The following is a 25,851-nucleotide window of genomic DNA, read 5'->3' as shown; positions in this document are numbered from 1 at the left end:
CCGAGACCGCCGACCGTCCCCTGGCGCGGGGCGGGATCAGGCAGGCGCGGGTGATCCCGGTGGTGGTCAGCCCGGAGGGGCCGCCGCCGGTCGTCGTTCGGTGTAGCGGAGCAGCACGCCCACGCCCTCGTACAGTCTCAGGTGCTGCTCGGGCACGAGGACGAGTTCGGCCCGGGTGCCGACCAGAGCGCGGGTGAGCGCCGCGTCGGCGCGCTCCTCGCGGACGTCCTGGATTCCGTAGGAGCGCAGTTCCTGTTCGGTGAGGGCGAGTTGGCCGGGTTCGGGGCCCGTCCACAGGCGCAGCCGGGACTCCGGGTGGTTGTTGAGGAAGAGGGCCTTGACCCGGCCGCGTTGCAGGGCCGACACGGCCGCGGCAAGGCCTTCGGCCGAAGCTCTGTCGTGTGCGGGCCGTGCGCGCTGTGCGAGGAAGGTCGCCAGCAGAGACCGGTCGTGGGCGGCCATGCGTCCGCTGAAGAGGCTGTCGAGCCAGTGCTCCAGCAGCGCCCGTCGCGGCGGTGACTCACCGGCGCCCTCGACGGTGATGACCTGTCCGCGCAGGGGATGGGGCAGCCGGCGGACGAGAATGCCCCGGGCCCACACATCCCCGGCCACGACCACCGCCTCGGCGTTGACGCGTCGCGCGTGGCCCCCCAGCTCCCGGCCGATGGCTTCGGCGGCGTTCAGCCAGTCGGTGACCGGGATCTCCTCGTGGAGATGGTGCCCTGGTGTGACCTTGGTCAGGGGCCACACGCCGACCTCGGCCTCGAACCGCACGGTACCGCCGGCGTCCGTGGAGTGACGGCCGCTGTAGTGGACGTGCGCCGCCACGTAGGGAATCCCGGGTGAGTGCTGGACGATCAGCGGCATGGTGTCCGGCAGTGTGCCGAAGTGCGCGGTGTCCCGTGCGGGTGGGGCGGGCAGTTCCTGCAGCAGGGCCAGCCGACCGTGCGCGGTGAAGACCGCCTGCCCGTGGGTGCCGGGGACGTCGGTGTCGCCGCCCATGGCCAGCGTCGCGGCGGTGACGGAGTCCCGGTCCGCTCCCTCGGACGTCAGGGTGTCCTGCAGGCGCCGCCGGCGCAGCGCTATGGCGGCGTCGGGATCGGCTACGGCGCTGTCGCGGGAGGTGTCCAGATAGACCGATGCGTAGGGGCCGGCCTGCTTGTACAGGGGTTCGAGGAAGGAAAGCCTCATGCTCCACTCCTGAGAGCGGTCCTGTCGGGAGTGCCGCTGGTGGTCCCGCTTCGGGGCAATATCCATCGTGCGCGTCATCGGGCGCCCCAACCACCAGCGTGCAGGCGCCGCCTGCGCGGATACGAGCGTCCACTCGGCGTACGGAGCCGGCGAAGTCGCAGTGCCGCATCGATCGGCCCCGGACGGGTACCCGGATCCCGCAGGATCACGACGCACATGGGAAGGGCGGCTACCGCCGCTACGACGAACGCACGTCCGCCTCCTGAAAGCCCCACGATCCACGGAACTGCTCTGATGTCTCTTCGAATCCTGGTCCTCGACCACCCCCGCATCCGGTTGCTCCTCGGGCACCCCGTCCTCGCACTCGCGAGTGCCGGCGATGCACGGAAAGGAAGCGGAATCGTCCGGCCCTGTTCCGCACGACCTGCCGCCCACGGAGGACATGCCGGAAGAGGTCCAAGAGCCTTCCCCCGACCCGGAAGAACAGCAAGAAGGCGACAGCGAAAAGTCCGGGGAAATCCAGGAACGACCGGATTGAGACCAACGTTTCCGTCTGGCCTTGTGGCTCTATCTGGCCTTGTGGCTCTATCTGGCCTTGTGGCTCTATCCGGCCTTATGGCGCTGATAGTGACGGGCGACGCGGACCCGGTTGCCGCAGCGGGTGGCCGAGCACCAGCGGCGGCGCGGATGGGTGGCCAGGAAGAGCATCACGCAGTCCTCGGCCTCGCACTCCCGGATCCTGGTGACCGCCGGATCGGCCAGCAGTTCGGCGGCGGCCTCCGCGAGGCAGGCGGCCAGCCGCCGCCCGGGTGATCCGTCGCGTCGGCGCGTGGCGGCCACCGCCGACCCGTTCCATGCCAGCTCGTTGATCGCCGGCGCGGCACGCTGCGCCTGGTTGAGCGCCTCCAGATCGGTGGCCAGGGGCTCGTCGCCCCGGCGGACGCGGTCGAGGGCCCGGGCGGTGTGCTCCCGTACGGCCCGCACGGCGGCCAGGTCCGCGGCGGTCGCCTCTCCCTGCGGCACCTCCTCCGGGAGGCGTTCGGCCTGGAGGGCCCACCACGCCCGCAGGTCGCCCGGGGTCGCGAGCAGGTCGTCGGCGGTCGGACGCGTGTTGACCAGGTCCAGCGCGAGCGGTTCTCCCGTCAGCGGCACGAGTTCACTCATGCCGCTAATGGTACATCGGCGGGTTGACACGTTAGCCAGGTCCGCGCTACACCTTATGTATCAACCTAATGCATCAAACCGCAATCGAGGGATTAGACATGCTCGCTCCGATCGCTCGCACCGTCCACCGTCACCTGGATGTGGACGGCGTCCGCGTCTTCTACCGGGAGTCCCTCCCCGACCGGGCCGACGCGCCCGTACTGCTGCTCCTGCACGGCTTCCCGTCCGGTTCTCACCAGTTCCGCCGCCTCATCGACGAGCTCGGTTCGCACTACCGGCTGATCGCCCCGGACTACCCCGGCTTCGGCCACACCGAGGCCCCGGACGGATTCACCTACTCGTTCGACCGGCTCGCCGACATCACCGAAGGCTTCGTCCAGCGCCTCGGCCTCGACCGGTTCGCGATGTACGTCTTCGACTTCGGCGCGCCCATCGGCTTCCGAATCGCCGAACGCCATCCGGAGTGGATCGCGGGGCTGGTCGTCCAGAACGGCAACGCCTACGAGGAAGGACTCTCGGACGCGGCCCGCGGCCTTCTCGCCCTCACCCCCGAGACCCCCGGCGCCGAGGACGCCATCCGAGGCGTGCTCTCCCTCGACGGCACCCGCATGCAGTACGAGACCGGTGTCACCGGCCCGGACCTGATCGCCCCGGAGGGCTGGACCCTCGACCAGCACTTCCTGGACCTGCCCGGCCGCAAGGAGGCCCAGCGGGCGCTGATCTTCGACTACCACTCCAACGTCGAGCGGTATGACGACTGGCAGGCGTGGCTGCGGCGGCACACCCCGCCCACCCTCATCACCTGGGGGAGCCATGACCCCTTCTTCGTCGAGCCCGGGGCCCGCGCCTACCTCCGCGACCTGCCCGACGCCGAGCTCCACCTCTTCGACACCGGCCACTTCGCCCTCGAGACCCACCTGCCGGAGATCGCCCCGCTGATCGCCGACTTCCTCGACCGCGCCTGGAAGTAGGCAGGACCGGCGCAAGTGCGCGCATCGGGGCGCCTTGCGGACGGGCCGCCGCTCATGCGGTGCGATTAGTCGTCCTTGGATTCCCCCGACGCAGGTGCCACTCCGGATCGCCGGGATGGTCCTGCCGTCTCCGTCGGCCTTGCGGGGAGCTTGGTGGCTGCCCAGCCGGCCAGGAAGGTCAGGGCCTGGGCGCTCGGTGAGTGTGGTTCCGGCGTGTAGACGAGCAGGCTCTGGTCCGTGGTGCCGCGCATGTCCAGTACCTGGAAGTCCAGGCTCAGTTCTCCGGCGATCGTGTGGACGAACTCCTTGCGCCGGGCCGCTGGGCCCGCACCCTGTGGTCGGACCACCATCGGCGGAAGTCGGGGTCCTTGAGGGAGAGTTCTCCGACGAGGCGCGCGAGCTCGGGGTCGTTCGGGTAGCGGCCGGCGTCCATGCGGAGGTAGGTGACGCACTCCTGGGCGACCTTCTCCCAGTTCGCATACAGCCCGCGGACCTCGGGATCGAGGAAGGTGAGCCATATGTGGTTGCGGCGCTTGGCCGGCAGCCTGGAGTAGTCGGTGAACAGCGCGGCGCTCAGGCTGTTCCAGGCCAGGATGTCCATGCGCCGGCCGAGCACGAGTGCGGGGATGTTCACCATGCTGTCCAGGAGGACCTGTGTCGCGTGCGAGACCTGCTGGTGTCTGGGTGCGGCCGGCTTGGCCGGGCCCCCGGTGCCGGCTTCCGCGGCGCACCGCAGCAGGTACTCCTCCTCGTCGGGGCGCAGTTCGAGTGCCCTCGCCAGAGCGGTGAGGATGCCGGGAGATGCGGACTTCACGCGGCCTTGTTCCAGCCTGACGATGTAGTCCACGCTGACGCCGGCCAGCGACGCGAGTTCCTCACGCCGTAGTCCCGGCACCCGGCGGTGCCCGTTCGTGGGCAGCCCCACTTGCTCCGCGCTGATCCGGGCGCGGCATGCGCGCAGGAATTCACCGAGTTCTGTCACGGCGGCCCTCCCTCTTGTTCGGCCGGAGTGTCGTACGCCGGGTCAGTTGCCGGCCTTCACGTCGTCGTGGTCGGTGGACAGGGCCAGCTTCCGCCAGGCGTCGGTCTCCTCGCGGAGCTGAGCGATCTTGTGGTCCATGGCCGCCGCGCAGTCGCTGCCGAGCTGGGCGCGCAGCGGCGGGTTGGCGGCCTCGGCGAGGGTGAGGACGGCCGTGGCACCCTTGACGGGGTCGCCGGGCTGGGCGCGGTTGAGGCCGGGGACGGCCTGGCGCACGGCGCCGGCGGTGCCGGCGTAGTCGGAGATGACCTGGCCCTCCGTGTGCAGGCTGGTGGCGTCGAGGAAGTCGGTGCGGAAGTATCCCGGCTCCACGATCGTGACGTGGATGCCCAGCGGTGCCAGTTCTTTGCGCATGGCCTCGGAGAGGCCCTCCACGGCGAACTTGGTGGAGCAGTAGACGCCGAAGCCCGCCGCGCTCTCGAAGCCTCCGATGGAACTCAGGTTGAGAATGCGGCCCGACCTCTGCCGACGCATGACCGGCAGGACGGCGCGGGTGACGTTGGCCAGACCGAACACGTTGGTGTCGTAGACCGAACGGAACGCCGCGTCGGAGGTCTCCTCCACCGCGCCCAGCACACCGCGTCCCGCGTTGTTCACCAGGACGTCGATCGTCCCGAACCTCTCGACCGCCGCCTCCACGGCTTCGGGGGCCTGTGCCTCGTCGGTGACGTCCAGGGCGACGGCGAGCAGGCTGTCCCCGCAGGGGGAGAGCGTGTCCCGTACGTCCTGGGGCTTGCGGGCCGTCGCCACGACCTTGTCGCCCCGCTCCAGCGCTTGGCGGGCGATCTCCAGGCCGAAACCGCGGGACGCACCAGTGATGAACCAAGTGGTCATGCCACTACCTCTCATTTGTTTAATATTAGAAAAATCGGATCAGATGTAGCGAATTTTCGTATCGCTGCGTGGAGCAGCGCTCGCTGCTCCCGGTGGCCGGTGATGGCGCCTGCCGCGTCGAGTAGTGCAGACGCCGTCGATGTGCAGCTCGCTGTAGTCACGCATGTCCTCTCCGTCAGGTGCGCGGTTCCTCACACGGGCGGCCATGTGATGAGGCGGCCTTTCGTGTGGCGAAGGCGCCATGTGCGATCCATCGTCATGACGGAGAGCCTCGGCATACAGGGAGGCCTTTTCCTGGGTATCGGTCCCTGGGAAAGCCAGTACCAGGCACGCCGAGAAGGCCGGGCGGACGTGGCCGTCGCCGGAGTCGTGACGGTCCATCAGTTGTTATGGCTCAGGGGTTTCATCCCCTTGCTTGCGTTCCCGGCCAGTTGACAGTGCGTCAACTTTTGTGGTGTGCGGCCGTGTGCCGGGCCGTGGTCCGGTTGCGGGGCATTCCGGGCGGAGTAGCCTGGAGTTGATCGTTCCTGCCTGGTTCTGGAGGTGGGCGGATGATTCTCCGATTGCTGCGGCGTCGTAAGCCGCACCGGCTGGTCCTTCTCGGCAACGGCCGTCTGATCCGGGGCTTCAGCGGCGGACTCTACGACGGTCACGGCTACCAGTCGTGACACCGTTCACGGTGGAATCCTGGAGGATGTGCGGTGGCAGAAGACACTGATGCCCTGGCAGCCATGGCAAGGATTCTGTCACCGCATTGCCGTGTCACCGGGATGTCCGACGGAGCGCTGATCGCGGACTGGAAGCGGACGCGTTTTCTGGGCATGGCGGCGGCGGACGTTCGGAAGTTCGCCGAAGGAAGCCCCGAGGAACGCGCCGAGCTCGTCACCGTCCTGATGCGTGCCGGGTGTGCGCCGGACTGCCGGACGCGGCACGCGGACGCGGGCGTCGGGCTCTGGCTGCGTGGAGTGCACCTGCTGATCCGGGCCGTCGGATTTGGGCGCGTCCTGCGGCTGCTGTCCCTGGCCGCCCCGGGTTACGCCCGTGCGGACGTCCCCTCCGCGGAGGAGGTCGGACGGCTGAAACGAGCGGTGCAGTCGCACAGCCGCAGCAGTTGGCTGGTCAACGGCGACTGCAAGTCCGAGGCGGTGACGGCCTTCGTCCTGTTGCGGCGGAGCGGCAAGGAGGCCGTCCTGCACATCGGTGTGCGCGAACATCCGTTCGCCATGCATGCCTGGACGGCCTCGGCAGGCCTGTGCATCCCCGACTCCGATCCGCGGGGGCACGCCTTCACACCGGTGCTCTCGATCAGCTGCGGGGGACGGTGACATGGACGCGCTCCGTCTGGAGTGGGTCGGTGGCGCACCCAGGCTCCGGACCGCCGACGCGATGGTGCGTCAGGGACTCGTGACGACGGTCTCCTCGCCTTCGGGCACCGCGGCCGTCGTCGGCTGGGCCGGCTCGGCCCGCGACCGGGCGGCGGGCGCACGCGGCCTCCTCGACGCCATGGGACAGCGGGGAGCCGCCCCGCTGTTGCCGCCCGGCGACTACGCGGCCGTTCTGGTGTGCCGCGACCGCATCCTTCTGACACGCGACGAGCAGGCACGCGTTCCCCTGTTCTTCAGCGAGTCCGATGGCCGCGTGAACGCCGTGAGCACCTCCGCCCGCAGCCTGGGGAGCGCCACCGAGCTGGACCCCCGCTACTTCTGCCGGTACCTCACCGGGAACATGGCGCAACCGCACACGGACCTCACCCCTTTCACCGGGGTGCACCGGGTCCTCGGCGGCGAGGTGGTGGAGCTCTCCCTCACCGGGCGGATGCGCGGTCGTACGCTGCGACGCGTCCCACCGGTCACCGGCCCGGCCGCGTCGGCAGCCGACGGACCCCGACGCGGTGAGGCCGCGCAGGAGCTCCGCCTGGCGCTGGAGAACGCCGTCGGGCGCCGTATGGGCACCGCGACGGCATGCCATGTCTCGGGCGGCACCGACTCCACCAGCGTCGCGCTGCTCGCCGCACGTCTGCTGGCCGCGGGACGCGGCGGCCCGGGGGAGCTCGTCCTGCTCGCCGGGCATTTCTCCCACGGCGAGTTGGCCGCGGAGCGGCCGTACCTGGACATCGCGATGGAGGAGATCCGGCGGCACACACCCGCAGCCCGCCCGTTGATCGTCGATGCCGACGACGTGGCCGACTTCGACGACTTCCAGCACCACGCGGGAGACGCGGACGAGCCTCATGCGCACGCTTTCCGCGCCCCGTTCTGGAGCAGGCTCCATGCCGCGGCCGCCGAGCTGGGCTGTGACACCCTCCTGACCGGCTGCGGAGCCGATCCGATCGCGGACGCCAACCCGTTCCACCTGCACATGCTCGCCCGCACGGGCCGGTTCCGGCGGATGACCCAGCAGGCACGTGCCTGGGCCGCGGGAAGCGAGCGGGGCCTGCGGGACGTCGTCCGCGCCTACGTGGTCCAGCCGGCTCTTCCGCTGGCGGCCGAACGGATCACCGCACTGGCCCGCGGCGGCACGGTGCTCGGCGGACTCGGCACCTTCAACCGCCCCCGATGGCTGCGGTCCGGATTCGCGCGGGCGCACGGCTACCGGGAGGCCGGCGTCGAGGAGAGCCGCTTCGTGTACGGGCGCCGGCCGGAACAGTCGCTGTACCACGCCGCCAACTACGCGGCCGCTCCCGACCTGCTGTCCTGGCACCGTGCACCACGCGACGGGTTCCTCCTCTCACACCCCTTCCTCGACCCGGACGTCATCGCCACGATGAGCCGCCTCCCCGCCGCGGTCACGTTCGAGCCGGGCCGTCCGAAGGCCGTCCTGCGCGCAGCCATGGCGGACCTGCTCCCCGCTCCGATCAGCGGCAGGGCGGTCAAGGTCCCCTTCGACGACCTCTACGCCCGCGGCCTGCGGGCACACGGCGACGAACTCATCGACCTGTGCCGTTCCGCCCGGCATCCGCTTATCTCGGAGATGTTCGACGTGGAGACGCTGTGCCAGGCGGTGCGGGAAGCCCGGCTCGGCACAGGGGACTCGTACTCCTGGGATCGTCTGAACAGCTCCCTCGCCCTGGTGGCCTGGCTGGAGCGACTGGAGCAGCGCTCCGGGCCGACCGGCGCGGCGCTGTCCGTCACCGCTGGCTCTTGACGTCCCACAGGTTCCGCACGTAAGGGCCCGTGAGGAGGTTGACGAGGCCGTACCGGCTCGTCACCTCGCCTTCTTCCGCAGGGCTGGGTTCGTGGCCCTCCTCGCCCTCGCGCGCGATGGACGTCGCTACGAACGCGCCGTGCGGGCCGAACTTCCAGTAGACGGTGAGGAAACGCGCATCCCTCGTGTACTCGTCGATCGCGTTGTTCTCGAGCAACCTGGCACGGTAGACGAGGAAGTCGTATTCCTTCGTCCGTTGCTTCTTCACCCATCCGGGGACTTCTTTTCCGTTGTCCCAGGATTTCGCGCGGAATTGGATTGGTGGCTGCAGCACGAGCCGGTCCTTGCGTGCGAGGCTCGCGGTGGCATAGAACGACACCTGGTCGTACGGCGTGCTGATGGGCAGTTGTACGACCAGTCGCGTGGCGAACGTGTCGTTCGACTCGATCCACTGCCCCGAGGTCATCCACGGTTGTGCCGCCACCAGATCTCCGGGCTGGTGGATCTCCCTGCGGGAGAGCGGGTTCACTTCCGAGGGTTTGGTCCACTGATCGGCATCATCTCGCCACTGCTGGCGGAGCCGGTCCTTGGGGCTGAGCGTCACCTTTTGGGCCATCGCGTGGAATTCGGAGCCGAGCACATAGAAACTCCTGTCGCCGCGTGGTGCGAACCCCGCTGCGGCAGCCGTACCGATTCCCCGTACTGGTCTTTGAGATCGCTCATGTTGACGAACGCGCCGCCGGGCTCCGGCATCGCGAGCACGGTCGCGGCGACCTGATCCCGGTCCGTCCAGTGGAACGAGTTGGCGAACACCTCGGCTCGGAACTCGCCCGGACCGGCGGGCACAGGGAAGGCGTCCGCGCCAGTGATAGGCGGAAGTTCAGTTGCAGCCACCGACTACCCACCGACTGGTGCGCTCGCGGCGTCTGGCCCGGGACTACAGAGGGCCGGCCACGCCGACACACGCCTCGTTCCCCTCGGGGTCGGCCAGCACCCAGTTCGACGGCGCGTCGGCGTCGTTCACCAGGCGGCCCCCGGCCGCGAGCGCTGCGGCTATCCGGGCCTCGGCCTGGTCGTACGGCACCCACACGTCAACGTGGACCCGGTTGCGCTGCGGGCGCGGTGCGTCCATCTGCTGAAAGTAGAACGGTGCCCCGCGGCGGCGCGGGTCGATCAGATCCTCGCCGCTGTTCGCGCGGTCCTGGTAGCCGAGCAGGGCACGCCAGAACGCCACCACGTCGGGACCGGCGAGGGCATCGATGGTGACCTGGACGGTCTGCACGACGGACGGGTCGGCCGGTATGTCCAGCGTGCGGGCCACCGCCGAGATCTGCCGGGCCAGCTCGACGTGCCGTTCGGTCAGCCCGTAGTAGTCGTCCTTGACCGTGATCAGCCGTACGATCACGCCCTCCTGTCTCACGTCCACGTCCGGGTGATCATCCCCAACTCCCGGCATCTCACTGATCGCCTGCACGAACTGGGCGCCGGCCGCGAATGACCCGGTGCGGAAGTACGTACACGCTCCCTCACCCACGACGCGCCAGTCCTCCAGGCCGACGGTTTCGTGGAACTCCTTCGGCCTGATGCGCTCGATCTTGCTCTCCGTGTAGGTCATGCGCTCAACGTAGCGTGCAGGTCGGACAACCTCCTCCGACCATCCGGTACTTCGGAACCACCCGTCCGGCGGCGAAGCGACCGAAAGATCATCGAGCTCATGGGAACGTCCTGGAGCCCCGGGGGCAGTCGCTCTCGCCCTCAGCTCGCGGACCTTCTTGACCACGAGATGTCCGTTCTCAGATCCTCAAGATCCAGTGTCTCGCGTTTCCAAGATGCACCGATATGCAGAGCTATTTGCATAAAATAATGTATATTCCGCCGCGTGCAGTAACGGGCGCAATGACATGGATTCGGTGCATGGCCCCGGCAGGGATGCTGTCCGGGTCGAGAGCAGACCTGACAGCCGGCTCGACCTGGAGGAGTCTCATGAGGAATCGTGTTGACAGGCAGGCTACGTCGGCCGGCCCTGGGATGATCACGCTGATCCACCTTTCGCAGCTTATCCGACAAATGCGATCCACTGTGGTTCTCTCACGCGTCGGGCAATGTCCAACTTGCCGCCCCGACAGGGCTTGAAGCACTGGTTCAACGAAATACACATGTAGCGATCGATAACTCGTCGCCGCCGCGACAGACTCGCGACGTGGAGTTCCACCTTCTCCAACCTCTTGTCACTTACGCTGTCGCCGTCACACACCGAGGGGGTCATGTGAACAGCGTGAGAGAAAAACTAGGAAACCTGCTGCGGCGTCAGAACGTACTCGGCACAGTGCTGGTCGTTGTGCTTCTCGTGCAGTCGATTGTGATCGTCGCCCACCGAATGCAGATTTACGATCTGGAGACGCAGCGGCTGGAGATCGGTCCGTCCGGTCCGCCCGGCCCCAAGGGTCCCCCCGGCCAAGCCGGTCCCCCCGGCCCCACCGGCTTGCCAGGCAGACCCGGCAACAACGGCAGGAGGGGCCGGGACGGGGTGGACGGGGAAGACGGCAGGGATGGAAGGAGGGGCAAGCGCGGAAGGGATGGCAGGAACGGAAGGAACGGAGAAACCGTATCCCCTGAACCGATTCGGAACAGGTCACGGTGAGGTGCCGGCAATCACGGGACTCCGGGCGACGCGTCCGCTATGACGAGAAGCCGTTGAACCACCACCTGGCGGAACAGCGCTTCCAGCAATTGTAGTTTCCGGCGATCCGCGGGTTTGATCACCCGAACAGGTGCCTGTTCGGGTGATCAAACGAGGAAAAGGTGCTGGCGCGCTGTGTCACATGCGAAACCAGCGGAACTTTGCGACAGGCTTGCGGCATGTAGGTTCCTCTCCTTCCATTTCTTTTTAGTCACTTACACTGTCGCCGTCACACACCGAGGGGTCATGTGGACAGCATGAACAGGCTGAGCGAAAAACTGAGAAAACTGCCGCGGCGTCACGTAATCGGTGCAGCGCTGGTCGCTGTGATCGTCGCGCAGTCAAGTGCGCTCGTCGTCGACCATCTGCGGATTTACGATCTGCAGACAGTGCAGGAGCAAGAACCTATTCCTTCCGGTCCGCCCGGCCCCTCGGGCCCGCCCGGCCCCACTGGTCCGCCCGGCCCCCTCGGTCCGCAAGGCAAGGACGGGAAGGACGGGAAGGACGGACAGGACGGGCAGGACGGAACTAACGGGGAACGCGGAACAAACGGTAAGGATGGGACCAGCGGTAAGGACGGCACGAACGGTAAGGACGCAACCGCCCCTGAGGCGTCGAAGTCCGGATCGATGTCTCCTCGGCCATCGTAAGGAAACTACGATCGCGGGCTTTCCCGGGCGACTCGTCCTCCACTTCAACACCTGTCGTGCGTCGTGGTGCCCTTCGCAAGCCCGTAGCTTCCCCTTGACCAGGACGGGATCTCATATTCCGCAAAGCAGCCCTGGGAGTGCACGGTAGCCGCCGTCCGCGATCACCGTCGTGTGACCGACGGCGGCCGCCGCACCGGACATCTCCTCGGGGCGCCCAGCTCGGTCCTCAAGGAGGGGCGGGACGCCTGGCGCGGCGACGCCTGCTGTGCCGTACCCGCCGCTACGGCGGCAGTCGAGGAGACGGACGGCTGCGGCTGCGCGCCGGGCTGCGCCTGCTGCTTCTGACCGGCGGCGGACTCCTACATCGCGTCGTCCGTGTCCAGCTCATCGAAGAGCTTTAGTCCGTCCTTGGCCCGGGCAGCCACCCCAGCACATCGCGCACGGTGAGCGGTGCGTGTTGCTCAGACGACATCCATGAGCCCCGGGGTTGTCTCTAGTCGGCAGGTTCGGCGGTCCAGGCGATGGCCGGAGGGACGACACGTGCGCACAGGGGGCAGCCGTGCGCGTCGGTCAGGCCGGGGTGTCCGACGAGCAGGCCGGTGTGTACGGCGGAGGCGAGTACGGCGTCGGGGATGGCGTCGAGCAGGAGCTTGGCGCGGCGGAACATGGTGAAGGTGCCGGGCTCGTCGACGGTGCCCCACGACAGGTAGATGAATCGTTCGCCCGGACGGCCCTGGACATAGGGGCCTTTGATGTCCGTGCCGGTGGGCGTGGCGGTCGTGGTGCACGGCAGCGTCCAGGTCGCGGAATCGGCATCGCCGGGCTGGATGTCGAGGACTTCGTCGCGGCGGGCGCGGCGTTGTACGGCGACGTGGATGTTGCCGTACGTCTGTACGCTGCCGTCGCCGGAAGCTCGGGGCGAGCACGTGAGACCGGGCAGGTCGACGGCATCGATGCGGGTACTCAGGTCGCTCATCGACTCCACCCTCCCAGCTGGGGTTCAGACGGGTTCCGAGTCTGCCGGCAGGGAGGCGAAGGTGGACCGGCCCAGAGCCTCGGCGCGGTCCTGGGAGATGGTCTTGCCGGTGAAGTCGGGGTGCCGGGCGGCCCAGCGGCGCGCCGTGCGGGGGCCGGCGAAGAAGTTCAGGGCCCCGCAGGCGACGTCTGCGGCGGGCCCGGCGCAGGAGCGCTGCCCCAGGTAGACGACGGCGGAGGATGGACGCCAGGTCAGGTGGCCGCCCGTGGACGTGACGGTGATCGTCTCGCCGGTGACCGGGTCGGTGGAGGTGATCACGGCGTCCGTGCCGAGCATGTCCGGTATGCCGAGAGCGTCGATCGCGCACATCGCCCGCACCTCGATGCCGTCGGCGAGTTGGACCCGGTGGGCGGTGGGCACGGCGGAGAAGGGGTACGCCGCCCGGATCCGGCCGTGCTCGTCGCGGGTGAGGAAGTCCTCGGCCGCCAGGTCGGCCAGGACGTCGGTGGCGGTACGGCCGTGGGCGGCGGCCTGGGGTTCCAGGTCGGCGGCTTCGGGTGCGCCGCCGGTCGTGGCGAAGTGGCGGAGGACGGCCTGCTGGACGTCGCGCAGTCCACCGTCCACCGGCGCCAGTCGCCCGCGTCCGTCCCGGCCGACCGTGTCTACTGGCAGGCATTCGCTCTCGCCCTCGCTGTCGGCTGTCCGCAGGGCACTGCGCAGTTCGGCGACGCTCGGTGCCCCGTCGACCCTGCCGTCCGATCCCCGGAACAGGCGGCAGGAGATGGACGGCCGGGCTCCCTGCAGCGCGAAGGGATCCACGCCGTCGATCAGGATGGTGGGTGAGCCGGTCATCTCCAGCTGCGCGGCCTGCTCCTCGTCGGTTACCTCGACGAACTCCACGCGCGCGTCTCGGCCGTCCAGCGCGTGGGTGATCCGCTCCTCGACCACGGGGGCGTTGCGGCAGTCGGGCACGGTCAGCACGGTGATGCGCATGTCGGCGTCCTCCCAGTTCAGAGCCTCTGCGTCAGACGCTAGACCTTCCAGTGCGGTGGAAGGTCAAGTCGTACGCTGACAGGTATGCGCATCGGCGAGCTGGCCGCCGCCTGCGGGGTGACGGCCAAGACCATCCGTTTCTATGAGCAGGCCGGCCTGTTGCCCGAACCGGCCCGCACCCCGGGCGGCTACCGCGACTATCCGCCTGCAGCCTCGACACGGTTGGCCTTCATCCGCGAGGCCCAGAGCGCCGGGCTCACCCTCGCCGAGATCCGGTCGGTCCTCACCCTGCGGGACTCCGGGCAGGCCCCGTGCGATCACGTCAGTGAACTCATCCAGCGGCACCTGGCCGACATCGAGCACCGCGTGGCTGAGCTGCGCACGGGAGGTGACAACGGAGAGGAAGGCGGCGCGAGCGGTGGGGTGCCCGTTCTCACCGGTCCTCGGTGAGGGTGAGCTGTCGGTGGTGGAAGTCGAAGTGCTGCGTCGGGTACCGGTAGAGGTCCGTGATCGTCATGACGTCCTGGAAGAACGGGTCCCAGCGGGTCGGGTAGTCCATGGCGAGCGCGAGGTCGGCCTCCCGCTCGGCGTCGAGACGGCGGTGCAGCCACGCGATCATGTGGTCGAACGTCGCTCCCATCCGGCGGCGGCCGATGATGCCGGCGGCGCCGACCGGGCCGAGGTAGTTGACGACGTCGAAGGGCTTGGTCGCGGCGTTGAGGATCCGGGCGAAGGCGCGGCTCGCCCCCGTTGGCAGCCGCCCGAACACCCGCAGCAGCGCCAGCAGGGGCCGGATGAGGATGTAGCCGAAGAGCATGTGGAACAGCAGCTGCTCGTTGGTCCACCGGGTTCCCTCGGTACGTCGGCGCAGGTCGGCGTCGGTGGCCCCGTCGAGCAGTCGGTGGAACGTCGTGCGGGCCCGCTCCAGTTCCTCGTGGATCGCCTGACGATCCACCGACGTCGCGTCCTGCACGAGTCTCACCTGCCCTCCGGCTGCCGCCGCCTCCTCCATGGTGACGGCCATCCGCACGGGAAGGGAGTCTCTGCTTGATGGGCCGCGCGAGATACGCCACTCAGCTCCGGCAGCCGCATCCCGAAGCGGCCTTGGCTTCGGCCACCGTGGTCGAGGGGGCGGTGGCCCGTTCGTCCGTCGTGCAGCAGGCGGAGACGCCGCAGCACGCGCCCTCTGTTGCGGCCGTGCCCGCTGTCTCGGTCGCGTCGGCAGGCTTGGTCGCACGGACGATGGCGGAGTGCAGGCCGTCGGCGACGGAGTGGGTCGGGTTGACCTCGATGTCCGTGAAGCCCGCGGCCGACAGGCCCTGGCGGTACTCCGCGAAGGAGAGGGCGCCGGCGATGCAGCCGACGTAGTCCCCGCGCTCGGCCCGCTGTGCGGGGGTGAGGGCGTCGTCGGCGACGACGTCGGACACCCCGATGCGCCCGCCGGGCTTCAGTACGCGGAAGGTCTCGGCGAAGACGGCGGACTTGTCGACGGACAGGTTGATCACGCAGTTGGAGATGACGACGTCGATGGTGTTCGCGGGCAGCGGGATCGCTTCGATGGTGCCCTTGAGGAATTCGACGTTGGTCGCCCCTGCCTTCGCGGCGTTGCGCAGGGCGAGTTCGAGCATCTCGTCGGTCATGTCGAGGCCGTATGCCTTGCCGGTGGGGCCGACGCGGCGGGCGGAGAGCAGGACGTCGATGCCGCCGCCGGAGCCGAGGTCCAGGACGCGCTCGCCCTCGCGGAGTTCGGCGACGGCGGTGGGGTTGCCGCAGCCGAGGGAGGCGGCGAGGGCTTCGGCGGGCAGGGCGTCGCGCTCATCGGTGGCGTAGAGGGTGGAGCCGAAGTTCTCGTCGACCTCGACGGGCTCGGGTCCGCAACAGGCGACGCTGCCTTGCGTGACCTTCAGGGCTGCGGCGGCGTACCTCTCGCGGACGGTTTCCCGCAGGTCGGTGGACTGCTCGCTCATGACTCACTCCCGGGTGAGGTGGCAGGGCATGGCGGTGCCCCGGAACGGCTTGTATCGACGTTCGTTGATACAACCTTGCGCCTTGAATCGAAAGACGTCAACATAGAGGCATGTCGAAACAAGAGCTTGAGGTGATCGGTCAGGGCGACGCCTGCTGCCCGGGGGTGTCCGAGGCACCGCTGGCCGCGGAGCGGGCCACGGAGCTGGCCACGGTCTTCAAGGCCCTGGGCGATCCGGTCCGGCTGAGGCTGCTGTCGATGATTGCCTCGCGTGGGGAGGGCGGCGAGGTCTGTGTCTGCGAGCTGACCCCTGCCTTCGAGCTGTCCCAGCCGACGATCTCTCACCACCTCAAACTGCTTCGCCAGGCCGGCCTCATCGACTGCGAGCGCCGTGGCACGTGGGTGTACTACTGGGTGCTGCCGGGAGTCCTCGACCGGCTCGCCCTCTTCCTCACATCACCGCAGGCGACGGCACCGCAGACCGCAGGGGTGAGCGCGTGAGCGCCTCCTTGGCGCGGCGCGCCCTGGCCGAGGCCGTCGGCACGGCGCTGCTGGTCGCGGTGGTGGTCGGCTCCGGCATCCAGGCCACCGACCTCTCCCCGGACGTCGGCGTGCAACTCCTCGCCAACTCCCTGGCCACCGTCTTCGGCCTGGGCGTCCTCATCCTGCTGCTCGGACCCGTCTCCGGCGCCCACTTCAACCCCGTCGTCACGCTCGCGGCCTGGTTCACCGGCCGTCGCACCGGCGACGGACCGAGCGGGCGGGACGTGGTCGCGTACATATCCGCCCAGACGGTGGGCGCGATCGCGGGTGCGGTCCTGGCTGATGCGATGTTCGGGAAGCCGCTGGTGCGCTGGTCCAGCCACGACCGCTCGGCCGGTCACCTCTGGCTGGGTGAGATCGTCGCCACCGCCGGGCTCGTCCTGCTGATCTTCGGCCTGTCCCGGGTCGGGCGAGCTCATCTCGCCCCGGCCGCGGTGGCGTCGTACATCGGCGCGGCCTACTGGTTCACGTCCTCCACGTCGTTCGCCAACCCGGCGGTGACGGTGGGCCGGGCTTTCACCGACACCTTCGCCGGCATCGCACCCGGCTCGGTCGCTCCCTTCGTGGTGGCACAGGCAATCGGCGCGGCGCTCGGACTGGCCCTCGTGGCGGCGGTCTTCGAGCGCCCGGCGCCGACGCGGGCCGACCCGGCCGCGCTCCCGGCCGAACCGGAACTCGCCGCCCCCGCAAACCCATGACCCGTCCCCTCCCCGGAAAGCAGTTGCCATGAGCACTCCCACCCCCGAGCGCCCCTCCGTCCCCTCGGTTCTCTTCGTGTGCGTCCACAACGCGGGCCGCTCCCAGATGGCCGCCGCCTTCCTCAGCCACCTCGCCGGGGACGCGGTCGAGGTCCGATCTGCCGGATCGGCGCCGGCCGACACCGTCAACCCAGCGGTCGTGGAGGCGATGCGGGAGAGCGGCATCGACATCTCCGCCGAGAGCCCGAAGATCCTCACCACCGAGGCCGTCCGGGCGTCCGACGTCGTGATCACCATGGGCTGCGACGACACCTGCCCTGTCTTCCCCGGCAAGACGTACCTGGACTGGAAGCTGGACGACCCGGCCGGGCAGGGCGTCGACGCCGTACGCCCCATCCGCGACGAGATCGAGGGCCGCATCCGCGGCCTGCTCGCCGACCTGGGCGTGGTGGCGCGCGCCTGAGCGGTACGCCATTGACGGTTGCCTGCCCCGTGTGTCGAATTGCGGGGCCGCCGGCGAGGCGCCGGCCCGGGCGGGTCCGTCGGGTGCAAGGGACACCGAACGGCCTGGTCAGCTGCCTCTAGGCTGTCCGGAGAGTGCGGCACATGCTGGGCAGAGGAGCGAACAGGCGTGATCGGCGAGGGACTGGGGCTGGCGGAGGCGCAGCGGGCGCATTGGCAGAGCACGTACACCGCCCACCCGGGCATGTACGGCGAGCAGCCGTCCAGGCCCGCTCTCTACGCCGCGGAGGTGTTCGGTGCCGTCGGTGCGCGTGACGTTCTGGAGCTGGGTGCGGGGCGTGGCCGCGACGCGCTCTTCTTCGCCCGGCAGGATTTCACGGTGCAGGCGGCCGACTTCAGCAGGACGGGTCTGGAGCAGCTTCAGGCCGCGGCCCTCGACCAGGGTGTCGGCGAGCGGGTAACCACTGTGGTGCACGATGTGCGCGAGCCGCTGCCGCTGCCGGACGCCTCGGTGGACGCGGTGTTCGCGCACATGCTGCTGTGCATGGCCCTGTCCACCGAGGAGATCCACCTCCTGGTGGGCGAAGTCCGGCGCGTGCTGCGTCCCGGTGGAGCGTTCGTCTACACCGTCCGGCACACCGGTGACGGCCTCCCCCAGTTCTCGGCTTCGCTCGAACCGGGGGGACCCCCATCGGAGCCGGCACCGCCCACGGTGACGACATCTTCGAACACGGTGGCTTTGCGGTGCACTTCTTCGACCGCGGCCTGGTCGACTCTCTGGCCGACGGCTGGCTCCTCGACGACGTGCACGCCTTCGAGGAGGGCGACCTGCCGCGCCGCCTGTGGCGAGTCACCCAGTTCCTGTCCGGTGTTCGGTGATCCAGCGGGCGGCGAGCAGTCCTGAGGCGGCAGTGAGGACGGCGGCGGCGATGACGGTCGCGTTGAGACCGAGAGCGTCGGCGAGGACGCCGGCCACCAAGGCGCCGGCCGCGTAGCCGATGTCGCGCCAGAAGCGGTACGTGCCCAGGGCGTTGGCCCGCCAGGTGGGGTGGGCGTGGTCGGAGATGGAAGCGATCAGGGCCGGGTAGACCATGGCCGTGCCCAGGCCGAGGAAGACCGCGGAGAGGACCCCGGCGAGCAGGGGGCGGCTGAGAAGGACGAGGGCCAGGACGAAACCGACCGCCTGCACGAGCATGCCGTAGACGATCAAGGGTTTGCGTCCGAGGCGGTCGGCGAGGTGGCCGGTGGCGATCTGGCCGAGGCCCCACAGGATCGGGTAGAGGCCCTTGATCAGGCCGACGGCCGCCAGCTCGAGGCCGTGATCGGTGAACAGGAGTGGGAAGACACCCCAGGTCAGGCCGTCGTTGAGGTTGTTTACCAGGCCGGCCTGGCTGGCGCCACGCAGCGAACGGTTGCGCCAGGAGGTGCGAGTGAACGTGGCCTTGAGCCCGGTGTCCTCGCCGGTCGGTAGGGGCTTGGTGTGGTGGGCGAGTTCGAGGGCGACATGGGCGGCGGTGTCGCGGACGACGAGGGCCAGGGCGAGGCCCGCGGCGACGAAGACGACCCCGATGAGTTCGGGGACGGGGCGCAGTCCGTGGGTGGTGGCGAGGTAGCCGGTGAGGAGCGCGGTGGCGCCGACCGCCGTGTAACCGGCGGCCTCGTTGAGGCCGGTGGCCAGGCCCCTGCGGGCCGGCCCGACCAGGTCGATCTTCATGTTGACGGTCATCGACCAGGTCAGGCCCTGGTTGAGGCCGAGCAGCACGTTCGCGGCGACGATCCAGCCCCAGGACGGTGCCCAGGCGAGGGCGAAGGGCACGGGGATGCCGAAGAGCCAGCCGGTGACGAGGAGTTGCTTCCGGCGGAAGCGGGCGGTCAGCGCGCCGGCGGCGAGGTTGGTCAGGGCCTTGGTGACGCCGAAGGCGATGATGAAGGAGAAGACGGCCAGGTCGCTGGTGAGGCCGAAGACGTGGGCACCGATGAGCGGGACGGTGGTGCGTTCCAGGCCGACCAGGCCGCCCACGCAGATGTTGACGATCACCAGCAGGGTGAACTGGAGCCAGTTCTCCCGCAGGCCGAGCCGTACGGGCCGTCCGTGGGCGTCCGTCGGTGCGGTGGCCGGGGTGGTGGCGTTCACGGGGTCGCGTCCTCGGTGCCCTGGACGAGGTGGTGGCCGTGTGCCGCCGCGTAGTCGGCGGGTCCGCCGTCGAGGACGGCGACGTTGGTGTGGCCGGCGCGTTCGAGGAGGCTGGCGGCGGTCATGGCCCGCTCACCGTGGCCGCAGGCCACGACCGGCCGCGCCGGGGCGTCGACGGCCTGCGCGGCCAGAGTGCCCAGCTCGATACCGAGCGCGCCGGGTACGTGCCCGGCGGCGAACTCGGCCCGCTGACGCACATCGAGATAGGGGCGGTTCCCGGCGCGGTCGGCGGTGAGGAACGCGGTGGTGGCCCGGGGGTTGCCGTCGGCGAGCCAGGCGGCCATGCCCCCGGCCAGGCGGCCCGCGAGCCGCTCGTAGCCGATCTTGTACGACTGCCAGACCAGCTCGCTCAGATCCTGGTCGTCGGCGGTGACGAAGGCGAGCGGGGCGGTGTCGGGCAGGAGCCAGCCCAGCCAGGTGGCGAACTGGTCGCGCAGCGGGATGGAGAGGGAGCCCGGTATGTGACCGGCCGCGTATTCGCCGGCCGGGCGGACGTCGACCACCTGACCGCCGTCGGCGAGCAGGGCCTTGACCTGTCCGACGTCGAGGTCGGACAGGCGAGGTTGCCCGGCCAGGATCCCGGGGCCGCGCCGGTTGGCCTCGGCGAGCCGGTCGAAGTAGGCGGGGTAGCTGCCCAGGCTCGCGACAAGTTGCCGTACGAAGGTGTCCTCGTCCGGGGCGGCGAGCAGCGGGTTGGTCTTCTTCTGCGCGCCGATGGTCGTCGTGCGCTCGGTGCCGGGCGGGGCCGAGCAGAAGGAGCCGGCGCCGTGGGTGGGCCAGACGGCGGTGCCGTCCGGCAGGGTGGCCAGCCGCCGCAGCGAGCGGTACTGGGCGCGGGCCAACTCCTCCCTGCGGTCGGCTCCCTGGAGGTCGGTGCGTGCGGCGGAGTTCACGATCATCGAGCCGCCGGTGAAGACGCCGAGTTCGCGGTCGCCGTCGAGCAGCAGGAAGGAGAGGTGCTCGTCGGTGTGGCCGGGGGTGGCCAGGGCCCGCAGGGTCAGGCCGCCAAGGTCGGTCTCGTCCCCGTCCGCCAGCGGCGTGTGCGGGAAGGCACGGTGTCCGGCGGCGGAGGCCAGGACGCTCGCGCCGTCGTCGTGGGCGAGCTGGACGGCGCCGGAGAGGAAGTCCGCGTGCAGGTGGGTGTCCGCCGCGTACGCCACGGTCAGGCCGCGCCGCCCGGCCGCTGCCCGCAGGGCCCGCAGGTCGCGGCTCGCGTCCACGGCGAGGGCCCGTCCGTCGCCGAGATCGACCAGGTAGGCACTGTTGCCCAGCCCCTGGTCGACCAGCGGTATCAGGTGGTCGTCGGAGAGGCCCATCACGCGTCCTTCCAAAGGGGTGAACCGAGCGGGTGGCACTACCGCCCACCTCAGTTACAATAATCCATAGATTTTTGGAGGAAGCAATGCGGGACGCCACCACCAGCGGCACCAAGGCCGCCCTCTACGACGCCTTCGCGGCCAGCGGCAAGGCGCTGGCCAGCGGAAAGCGACTGGAACTGCTCGATCTCCTGGCGCAGGGCGAGCGGACGGTCGATGCGCTGGCGAAGGCGGCGGGCCTGAACCTGACCACCGCCTCGGCACACCTTCAGACCCTCAAGCAGGCCGGGTTCGTCGCCACCCGGCGCGAAGGCGTGCGCATCCACTACCGGCTGGCCGGCGAGGACGTCGCCCAGCTGTTCGCGCTGCTGCGCAAGGTCGCCGAGACCCACCAGGCCGCCGTCCCCGCGGCCCGGGACGCCTACCTCGGCGAGGACGGCGCGGCGGAGGTCACCCACGAGGAACTGCGGGCCCGGGTCGAGGCCGGAGAAGCACTGCTGCTCGACGTACGGCCGGCGGAGGAGTACCGCGCCGGGCACATCCCGGGCGCCCTGTCCATCCCGGTCGGGGAACTGGCCGAGCGGATCGGTGAGCTGCCCGAGGAGACGGAGATCGTCGTGTACTGCCGGGGCGAATACTGCGTCCTCGCCTACGACGCCGTACGCCTGCTGACCGGCCGCGGCCGCCGGGCGATCCGCCTGAACGACGGCATGCTGGAGTGGCGCCTGGCCGAACTCCCCGTCGAAGCCGGGGACTTGGCGTGACGGGCGGACATCCGGGGCTGGCGGGCGGGCCGGTGTACCTCGACTACAACGCCACGACCCCGGTCGATCCCCGGGTGGCCGAGGCGATGCTGCCGCACCTGACGGCCTTCTTCGGCAACCCCTCCAGTGGCCACTCCTACGGCACGGAACCCCGGCAGGCCCTGACCGGCGCCCACGCCCAGGTCGCCGCCCTGATCGGCGCCCGTGCCGACGAGATCGTGTTCACCTCCTCGGGCTCGGAGGCCGACCTGCTCGCCGTGCGCGGTGCGGTGCTCGCGTCCGGCCGCCGGCACGTGTTCACCCAGGTCACCGAACATCCGGCCGTCCTGGAGACCTGCCGGGCGCTGGAACGCCTGCACCGCGTGCGGGTGACGGGGCTACCGGTCGACGGCGACGGGCTGGTCGAGCCCTCCGCCCTCGCTGAGGCGCTGGACGAGGAGACGGCGCTGGTGTCGGTGATGGCCGCCAACAACGAGACCGGCGCCCTCCAGCCGATCCCGGAACTCGCCGCCCTCGCCCACGAGTACAGGGCGCTGTTCCACTGCGACGCCGCCCAGGCGGCAGGGAAGATCCCCCTCGACGTCACGGCGCTCGGCGTGGACCTGCTCACCGTGGTCGGGCACAAGATGTACGCCCCGAAGGGCGCCGCCGCGCTGTACGTGCGTGACGGGGTGCGGCTGGAGCCGGTGGTCTACGGCGGTGGCCAGGAGCGCGGGCTGCGGGCCGGGACGGAGAACGTCGCGCTGGCCGTCGCCCTCGGTACGGCCGCCCGGATCGCCGCGGGCGAACTCGCCGACGGTGCCGCCCTGGAGATCGCCGCCCTGCGCGACGACCTCCACCGGAGGCTCGCCGCCGCGCTGCCCGGCCGGGTCCAGCTCAACGGGCCGGAGGAGGACCGCCTGCCGAACACGCTGAACGTCAGCGTCGACGGCACTCTCGGCCATGAACTCCTCGCCGCCGCCCCCGAGATCGCCGCCTCGACCGGCTCGGCCTGCCACAGCGGATCCCACACCCCGTCCCCGGTCCTGACCGCCATGGGGCTCGATCCGGCCCGCGCGCTCGGGGCGCTGCGACTGTCGCTGGGCCGCTGGACCACACCGGCCGACATCGAGACGGCGGCAGCCGCACTCACCAGGGCGGCTGCCGCGCACTGACCGGGCTCACCGGCCCGTCATCGATCCGACGAAGAGCAGGAGAGGCATGACGGACTCCACCGCGCAGGGACTGTCCACCCGCAGCGTGCACGCCGGAGAACACCGCGACTCCGAAGGGGCCGTCCACACCCCGCTCTACAACCACTCCACCTTCGCCTTCGACTCCACCGCCGACCTCCTGGACGTCGTCGAGGGCCGCAAGCCGGGCAACCCCTGCACCCGCTACGGCCTCAACCCCACCATCCGCTCCACGGAGACCAAACTCGCCGACCTCGAAGGCGGTGAGCAGGCGCTCGCGTTCTCCTCCGGCATGGCCGCCGAGGCCGCCACCTTCCTCGCCCACTGCCGTACCGGCGACCACATCGTGTGCATCGGCGAGGTCTACGGCGGCACCTTCGAACTGCTCGGCGCCAACCTGCCCCAGGTCGGCATCACCACCACCTTCCCGCGCGCCGACGAGGTCGGCCGGCTGCCCGAGATCCTCACCGGCCGCACCCGGATCGTGTTCTTCGAGACCCCGGCCAACCCCACCCTGACCGTCTTCGACATCGCCGCACTCGCCGAACAGGCCCGTACAGTGGGGGCTTTGACAGCGGTCGACAACACCTTCGCCACCCCCGTCAACCAGAACCCCCTCCAGCACGGCGCCGACCTGGTCGTCCACTCCGCGACCAAGTACCTCGGCGGCCACTCCGACCTGACCGCGGGCGCCCTGATCGGCCCCGCCGGACTCCTGGCGCCCGTCGCGATGTGGCGCAAGAACCTCGGCCAGACCATCGCCCCCGAGACCGCGTTCCTGCTCGCCCGCTCGATCCGCTCCCTGCCCGTCCGGGTCCGCGCGCAGAACACGACGGCAGCGGCGGTGGCCGCCTTCCTCGCCACACACCCGCGGGTGAGCCGCGTGCACTACCCGGGTCTGGCGACCGGCGAGCAGAAGCGCATCGTGGACGCCCAGATGCACGCGGGCGGCGGCATGCTCAGCGCCGTACTCAACACGGACGCAGTGGGAACCGCGGCGGTGGTGGACCGCCTGACCCTCTTCGCGATCGCACCCAGCCTCGGAGGTGTGGAGTCCCTGGTCACCCAGCCGATCACCACCACCCACCACGGCCTCGACCCGGCCGAACGCGCCCGGCGTGGCATCGCCGACAGCATGATCCGGCTGTCCGTCGGCCTCGAAGACGCCGACGACCTGATCGCGGACCTAGCCCGGGCCCTCGACGGCGACTGAAGCTCTCTCGTGCACCGGCCCGCTGTCTCCGCGCCGGAGCGGACCGGTGCACGACCCGCGCCGACGCATCGCGCTGACCGGCTTCCCGTCACCGCCGAGACCACCACTCCCGCAGCGGCGCGCTCACACCCCGGTCGCCCCCGGCCGGGCACGACCAGCAGCGGACACCTCCGCCGCCACCGCCTCCCGACGCCACCCGCAGTCAACTCGCCGCTTCGGAAAGAGACATGACCAGCACCCGACCTGCCGCACCCACCTCCATACCCGACGCCGCCCAAGCACAGCGCCGTATCCTGCGGGTCCTGGTCGCCTCCCAGATCCTCAGCGGGGCCGGGCTCGCCGCCGGTGTCACCGTAGGCGCCCTGCTCGCCCAGGACATGCTCGGCACCACCAGCCTCGCCGGCCTGCCCAGCGGACTCTTCACCGCCGGATCCGCGCTCACCGCCGTCGCCGTCGGCCGCATCTCCCAGGCCCGCGGCCGCCGCCCCGGCCTGGCCCTCGGCTACCTCACCGGAGCCATCGGCAGCGTCGGCGTCATCACAGCCGCCGTCCTGGACAACCCGGCACTCCTCTTCATCGCCCTGTTCGTCTACGGCGCCGGCACCGCCACCAACCTCCAGGCCCGGTACGCCGGAGCCGACCTCGCCGCCCCCGGCCACCGCGCCCGCGCCGTCTCCACCGTCCTGGTCGCCACCACGCTCGGCGGCGTCGCGGGCCCCAACCTCGCCGCCCCGACGGGCGACTTCGCCGAGCGTCTCGGCATCCCCGCCCTGGCCGGCCCCTTCCTCCTCTCCGGCACCGCCTACGCCCTCGCCGCCCTCGTCCTCGGCATCTGGCTGCGCCCCGACCCCCTGCTCACGGCCCGCACCCTCGCGGAAGCCGAACAGCGCACCACCTCCACCACAGAACCGGCTTCGCCCGCTGACGAGAGCCGCGGAGGCGTGGTCCTGGGCGCGCTGGTCATGGTCCTCACCCAGCTGGTCATGGTCGCGATCATGACGATGACCCCGGTCCACCTCCACGACCACGGCCACGGGACCGCCGCCTCCGGCCTCGTCATCGCGATCCACATCGCCGCCATGTATATGCCCTCGCCGCTGACGGGCCGGCTCGTCGACCGCCACGGCCCCACGAAGATCGCCGCCGCCTCCGGCCTCACCCTGCTGGCCGCGGGCGTCCTCGCCGCCACCGCCCCCGGCGACTCCGTCGCACTTCTCGCACTGGCCCTGGCACTGCTCGGCCTTGGCTGGAACCTCGGCCTGGTCTCCGGCACCGCGATCATCACCGACACCGTGCCGCTCGCCACCCGAGCCAAGACACAAGGGCTGGTCGACGTCTCGATCGCCCTCGCCGGCGCCACCGGCGGCATCTCCTCCGGCATCGTCGTCGCCGCCGCGGGCTACCCGGTCCTCGCCCTCACCGGGGGCGTCCTGGCCCTGGCCGTCCTGCCCGCTATCGCCGCGACCGCGAGCAGCCGGTGAACGACCGCTCTGCTGCACCACCGGATCTCACCGTCGACGGTACCGGCCTGCTCTGCGTCACCCTCCTGTTGCGCCTCCGCAAGGAGATCGACGGCGCAGAACCGGGCACCGTGGTGCATGTCGTGGCCACCGATCCCGCGGCCCCGCTCGATCTGCCCGCCTGGTGCCACATGACCGGCCACGACTACCTCGGCCCCGTCCCCGGCGACCGTCCGACGTACGCCCTCCGGCTCACCGCCGACGCCCGCACGACCCGCCCAGACGCGCCGTGGCACACAGCCACACCTTGACGCACGAGTTCAGCGAGGGCGCAGCAGCACGGCGGGCAAAGCTCATGACGACCCCTCACCGACACGCGCCTGCTGTGCAGAAGTTGTCCAACCGGATCTCGGACATCTGG

Annotated in this window: 25 protein-coding genes and 1 pseudogene; 14 read left to right on the top strand and 12 right to left on the bottom strand. The window is 70.2% G+C overall.

Annotated elements, in window-relative coordinates; translation table 11 throughout:
* Positions 1 to 66 precede the first annotated feature (66 nt).
* Together ACIPSA_RS32120 and ACIPSA_RS32115 are read right to left on the bottom strand one after the other, a co-directional pair.
* Complete coding sequence (locus ACIPSA_RS32120) at positions 67 to 1,191, bottom strand: hypothetical protein (RefSeq protein ID WP_402640730.1); 1,125 nt, start codon at positions 1,189 to 1,191, stop codon at positions 67 to 69.
* A gap of 603 nt (positions 1,192 to 1,794) precedes the next feature.
* The gene (locus ACIPSA_RS32115; protein ID WP_402640727.1) at positions 1,795 to 2,355 is read right to left on the bottom strand and encodes a CGNR zinc finger domain-containing protein; all 561 of its coding nucleotides are present in this window, start codon (positions 2,353 to 2,355) and stop codon (positions 1,795 to 1,797) included.
* A gap of 98 nt (positions 2,356 to 2,453) precedes the next feature.
* Here ACIPSA_RS32115 and ACIPSA_RS32110 point away from each other — a divergent pair, with 98 nt between their 5' ends.
* Positions 2,454 to 3,326: an alpha/beta fold hydrolase gene (locus ACIPSA_RS32110; RefSeq protein WP_402640724.1), complete on the top strand. Its 873-nt coding sequence runs from the start codon at positions 2,454 to 2,456 to the stop codon at positions 3,324 to 3,326.
* Positions 3,327 to 3,391: 65 nt separating this feature from the next.
* Here the strand turns inward: ACIPSA_RS32110 and ACIPSA_RS32105 are convergent.
* Positions 3,392 to 4,251, bottom strand: a pseudogene (locus ACIPSA_RS32105) (helix-turn-helix domain-containing protein).
* Positions 4,252 to 4,350: 99 nt separating this feature from the next.
* The gene (locus ACIPSA_RS32100) at positions 4,351 to 5,199 is read right to left on the bottom strand and encodes an oxidoreductase (protein ID WP_402640722.1); all 849 of its coding nucleotides are present in this window, start codon (positions 5,197 to 5,199) and stop codon (positions 4,351 to 4,353) included.
* A 731-nt stretch (positions 5,200 to 5,930) separates the two neighbouring features.
* Between ACIPSA_RS32100 and ACIPSA_RS32095 the strand changes: the two genes are divergently transcribed.
* Positions 5,931 to 6,524: a lasso peptide biosynthesis B2 protein gene (locus ACIPSA_RS32095; protein WP_402640720.1), complete on the top strand. Its 594-nt coding sequence runs from the start codon at positions 5,931 to 5,933 to the stop codon at positions 6,522 to 6,524.
* Position 6,525: 1 nt separating this feature from the next.
* Complete coding sequence (locus ACIPSA_RS32090; RefSeq protein WP_402640717.1) at positions 6,526 to 8,343, top strand: asparagine synthase-related protein; 1,818 nt, start codon at positions 6,526 to 6,528, stop codon at positions 8,341 to 8,343.
* Here the strand turns inward: ACIPSA_RS32090 and ACIPSA_RS32085 are convergent.
* Entirely contained in the window at positions 8,327 to 8,983 is a 657-nt protein-coding gene (locus ACIPSA_RS32085) for a hypothetical protein (RefSeq protein WP_402640716.1), read from the bottom strand. The genes ACIPSA_RS32090 and ACIPSA_RS32085 overlap by 17 nt on opposite strands.
* A 297-nt stretch (positions 8,984 to 9,280) precedes the next feature.
* The gene (locus ACIPSA_RS32080) at positions 9,281 to 9,958 is read right to left on the bottom strand and encodes a VOC family protein (RefSeq protein ID WP_402640714.1); all 678 of its coding nucleotides are present in this window, start codon (positions 9,956 to 9,958) and stop codon (positions 9,281 to 9,283) included.
* Between the two features lie 1,886 nt (positions 9,959 to 11,844).
* On the opposite strand from ACIPSA_RS32080, the gene ACIPSA_RS32075 reads away from it, so the two are divergent.
* Entirely contained in the window at positions 11,845 to 12,018 is a 174-nt protein-coding gene (locus ACIPSA_RS32075) for a hypothetical protein (RefSeq protein ID WP_402640712.1), read from the top strand.
* A gap of 148 nt (positions 12,019 to 12,166) precedes the next feature.
* Here the strand turns inward: ACIPSA_RS32075 and ACIPSA_RS32070 are convergent, their stop codons facing one another.
* Positions 12,167 to 12,649 (bottom strand): DUF5990 family protein, encoded by a 483-nt coding sequence (locus ACIPSA_RS32070; RefSeq protein ID WP_402640710.1) that lies wholly within the window; start codon positions 12,647 to 12,649, stop codon positions 12,167 to 12,169.
* A gap of 24 nt (positions 12,650 to 12,673) precedes the next feature.
* Positions 12,674 to 13,642, bottom strand: a complete 969-nt coding sequence (gene merB, locus ACIPSA_RS32065; RefSeq protein ID WP_402640708.1) for an organomercurial lyase — start codon at positions 13,640 to 13,642, stop codon at positions 12,674 to 12,676.
* 84 nt (positions 13,643 to 13,726) lie between these two features.
* Between merB and ACIPSA_RS32060 the strand changes: the two genes are divergently transcribed.
* Complete coding sequence (locus tag ACIPSA_RS32060) at positions 13,727 to 14,092, top strand: heavy metal-responsive transcriptional regulator (protein ID WP_402640706.1); 366 nt, start codon at positions 13,727 to 13,729, stop codon at positions 14,090 to 14,092.
* Here ACIPSA_RS32060 and ACIPSA_RS32055 read toward each other — a convergent pair.
* Both ACIPSA_RS32055 and arsM read right to left on the bottom strand, forming a co-directional pair.
* Positions 14,076 to 14,666, bottom strand: coding sequence for a DinB family protein (locus tag ACIPSA_RS32055; RefSeq protein WP_402641341.1), 591 nt, complete (start codon positions 14,664 to 14,666; stop codon positions 14,076 to 14,078). The two genes, ACIPSA_RS32060 and ACIPSA_RS32055, sit on opposite strands and share 17 nt — an antisense overlap.
* Before the next feature lie 49 nt (positions 14,667 to 14,715).
* Positions 14,716 to 15,609: an arsenite methyltransferase gene (gene arsM / locus ACIPSA_RS32050; protein WP_402640704.1), complete on the bottom strand. Its 894-nt coding sequence runs from the start codon at positions 15,607 to 15,609 to the stop codon at positions 14,716 to 14,718.
* Between the two features lie 110 nt (positions 15,610 to 15,719).
* On the opposite strand from arsM, the gene ACIPSA_RS32045 reads away from it, so the two are divergent.
* The 4 genes from ACIPSA_RS32045 to ACIPSA_RS32030 all read left to right on the top strand — a co-directional run bounded on the left by ACIPSA_RS32045 (position 15,720) and on the right by ACIPSA_RS32030 (position 18,215).
* Positions 15,720 to 16,109 carry an ArsR/SmtB family transcription factor gene (locus ACIPSA_RS32045; protein ID WP_402640701.1) on the top strand — a complete coding sequence of 130 codons (390 nt, stop codon included), beginning with the start codon at positions 15,720 to 15,722 and terminating at the stop codon, positions 16,107 to 16,109.
* A complete protein-coding gene (locus tag ACIPSA_RS32040) occupies positions 16,106 to 16,849 on the top strand; it encodes an aquaporin (protein WP_402640699.1) in 744 nt (247 codons plus the stop codon). Before ACIPSA_RS32045 ends, ACIPSA_RS32040 begins: the two co-directional genes overlap by 4 nt.
* A 28-nt stretch (positions 16,850 to 16,877) precedes the next feature.
* On the top strand, positions 16,878 to 17,312 hold the full coding sequence (locus tag ACIPSA_RS32035) for an arsenate reductase ArsC (RefSeq protein WP_402640697.1): 435 nt from the start codon (positions 16,878 to 16,880) through the stop codon (positions 17,310 to 17,312).
* A gap of 168 nt (positions 17,313 to 17,480) precedes the next feature.
* The gene (locus ACIPSA_RS32030) at positions 17,481 to 18,215 is read left to right on the top strand and encodes a class I SAM-dependent methyltransferase (RefSeq protein WP_402640694.1); all 735 of its coding nucleotides are present in this window, start codon (positions 17,481 to 17,483) and stop codon (positions 18,213 to 18,215) included.
* On the opposite strand, the gene ACIPSA_RS32025 is transcribed toward ACIPSA_RS32030, so the two are convergent.
* Together ACIPSA_RS32025 and ACIPSA_RS32020 are read right to left on the bottom strand one after the other, a co-directional pair.
* The gene (locus ACIPSA_RS32025) at positions 18,162 to 19,445 is read right to left on the bottom strand and encodes an MFS transporter (RefSeq protein WP_402640692.1); all 1,284 of its coding nucleotides are present in this window, start codon (positions 19,443 to 19,445) and stop codon (positions 18,162 to 18,164) included. The two genes, ACIPSA_RS32030 and ACIPSA_RS32025, sit on opposite strands and share 54 nt — an antisense overlap.
* A complete protein-coding gene (locus ACIPSA_RS32020) occupies positions 19,442 to 20,821 on the bottom strand; it encodes a rhodanese-like domain-containing protein (protein ID WP_402640689.1) in 1,380 nt (459 codons plus the stop codon). The genes ACIPSA_RS32025 and ACIPSA_RS32020 overlap by 4 nt, the downstream gene beginning before the upstream one ends.
* Positions 20,822 to 20,907: 86 nt before the next feature.
* Here ACIPSA_RS32020 and ACIPSA_RS32015 point away from each other — a divergent pair, with 86 nt between their 5' ends.
* The 5 genes from ACIPSA_RS32015 (at position 20,908) to ACIPSA_RS31995 (ending at position 25,741) form a co-directional block, all read left to right on the top strand.
* On the top strand, positions 20,908 to 21,585 hold the full coding sequence (locus tag ACIPSA_RS32015; protein WP_402640686.1) for an ArsR/SmtB family transcription factor: 678 nt from the start codon (positions 20,908 to 20,910) through the stop codon (positions 21,583 to 21,585).
* A complete protein-coding gene (locus ACIPSA_RS32010; protein ID WP_402640683.1) occupies positions 21,582 to 22,739 on the top strand; it encodes a cysteine desulfurase family protein in 1,158 nt (385 codons plus the stop codon). The genes ACIPSA_RS32015 and ACIPSA_RS32010 overlap by 4 nt, the downstream gene beginning before the upstream one ends.
* A 46-nt stretch (positions 22,740 to 22,785) precedes the next feature.
* On the top strand, positions 22,786 to 23,970 hold the full coding sequence (locus tag ACIPSA_RS32005) for a trans-sulfuration enzyme family protein (RefSeq protein WP_402640679.1): 1,185 nt from the start codon (positions 22,786 to 22,788) through the stop codon (positions 23,968 to 23,970).
* A 227-nt stretch (positions 23,971 to 24,197) separates the two neighbouring features.
* On the top strand, positions 24,198 to 25,451 hold the full coding sequence (locus ACIPSA_RS32000) for an MFS transporter (RefSeq protein WP_402640677.1): 1,254 nt from the start codon (positions 24,198 to 24,200) through the stop codon (positions 25,449 to 25,451).
* Positions 25,448 to 25,741, top strand: coding sequence for a sulfurtransferase TusA family protein (locus ACIPSA_RS31995; RefSeq protein WP_402640674.1), 294 nt, complete (start codon positions 25,448 to 25,450; stop codon positions 25,739 to 25,741). Before ACIPSA_RS32000 ends, ACIPSA_RS31995 begins: the two co-directional genes overlap by 4 nt.
* Positions 25,742 to 25,851 lie beyond the last annotated feature (110 nt).

The sequence above is a fragment of the Streptomyces sp. NPDC086549 genome (genome assembly GCF_044746205.1).
Classification (GTDB): domain Bacteria; phylum Actinomycetota; class Actinomycetes; order Streptomycetales; family Streptomycetaceae; genus Streptomyces.
The sequence above is the reverse complement of the archived record's forward strand: the minus strand, read 5'-3'. Positions and strand labels throughout refer to the sequence as shown.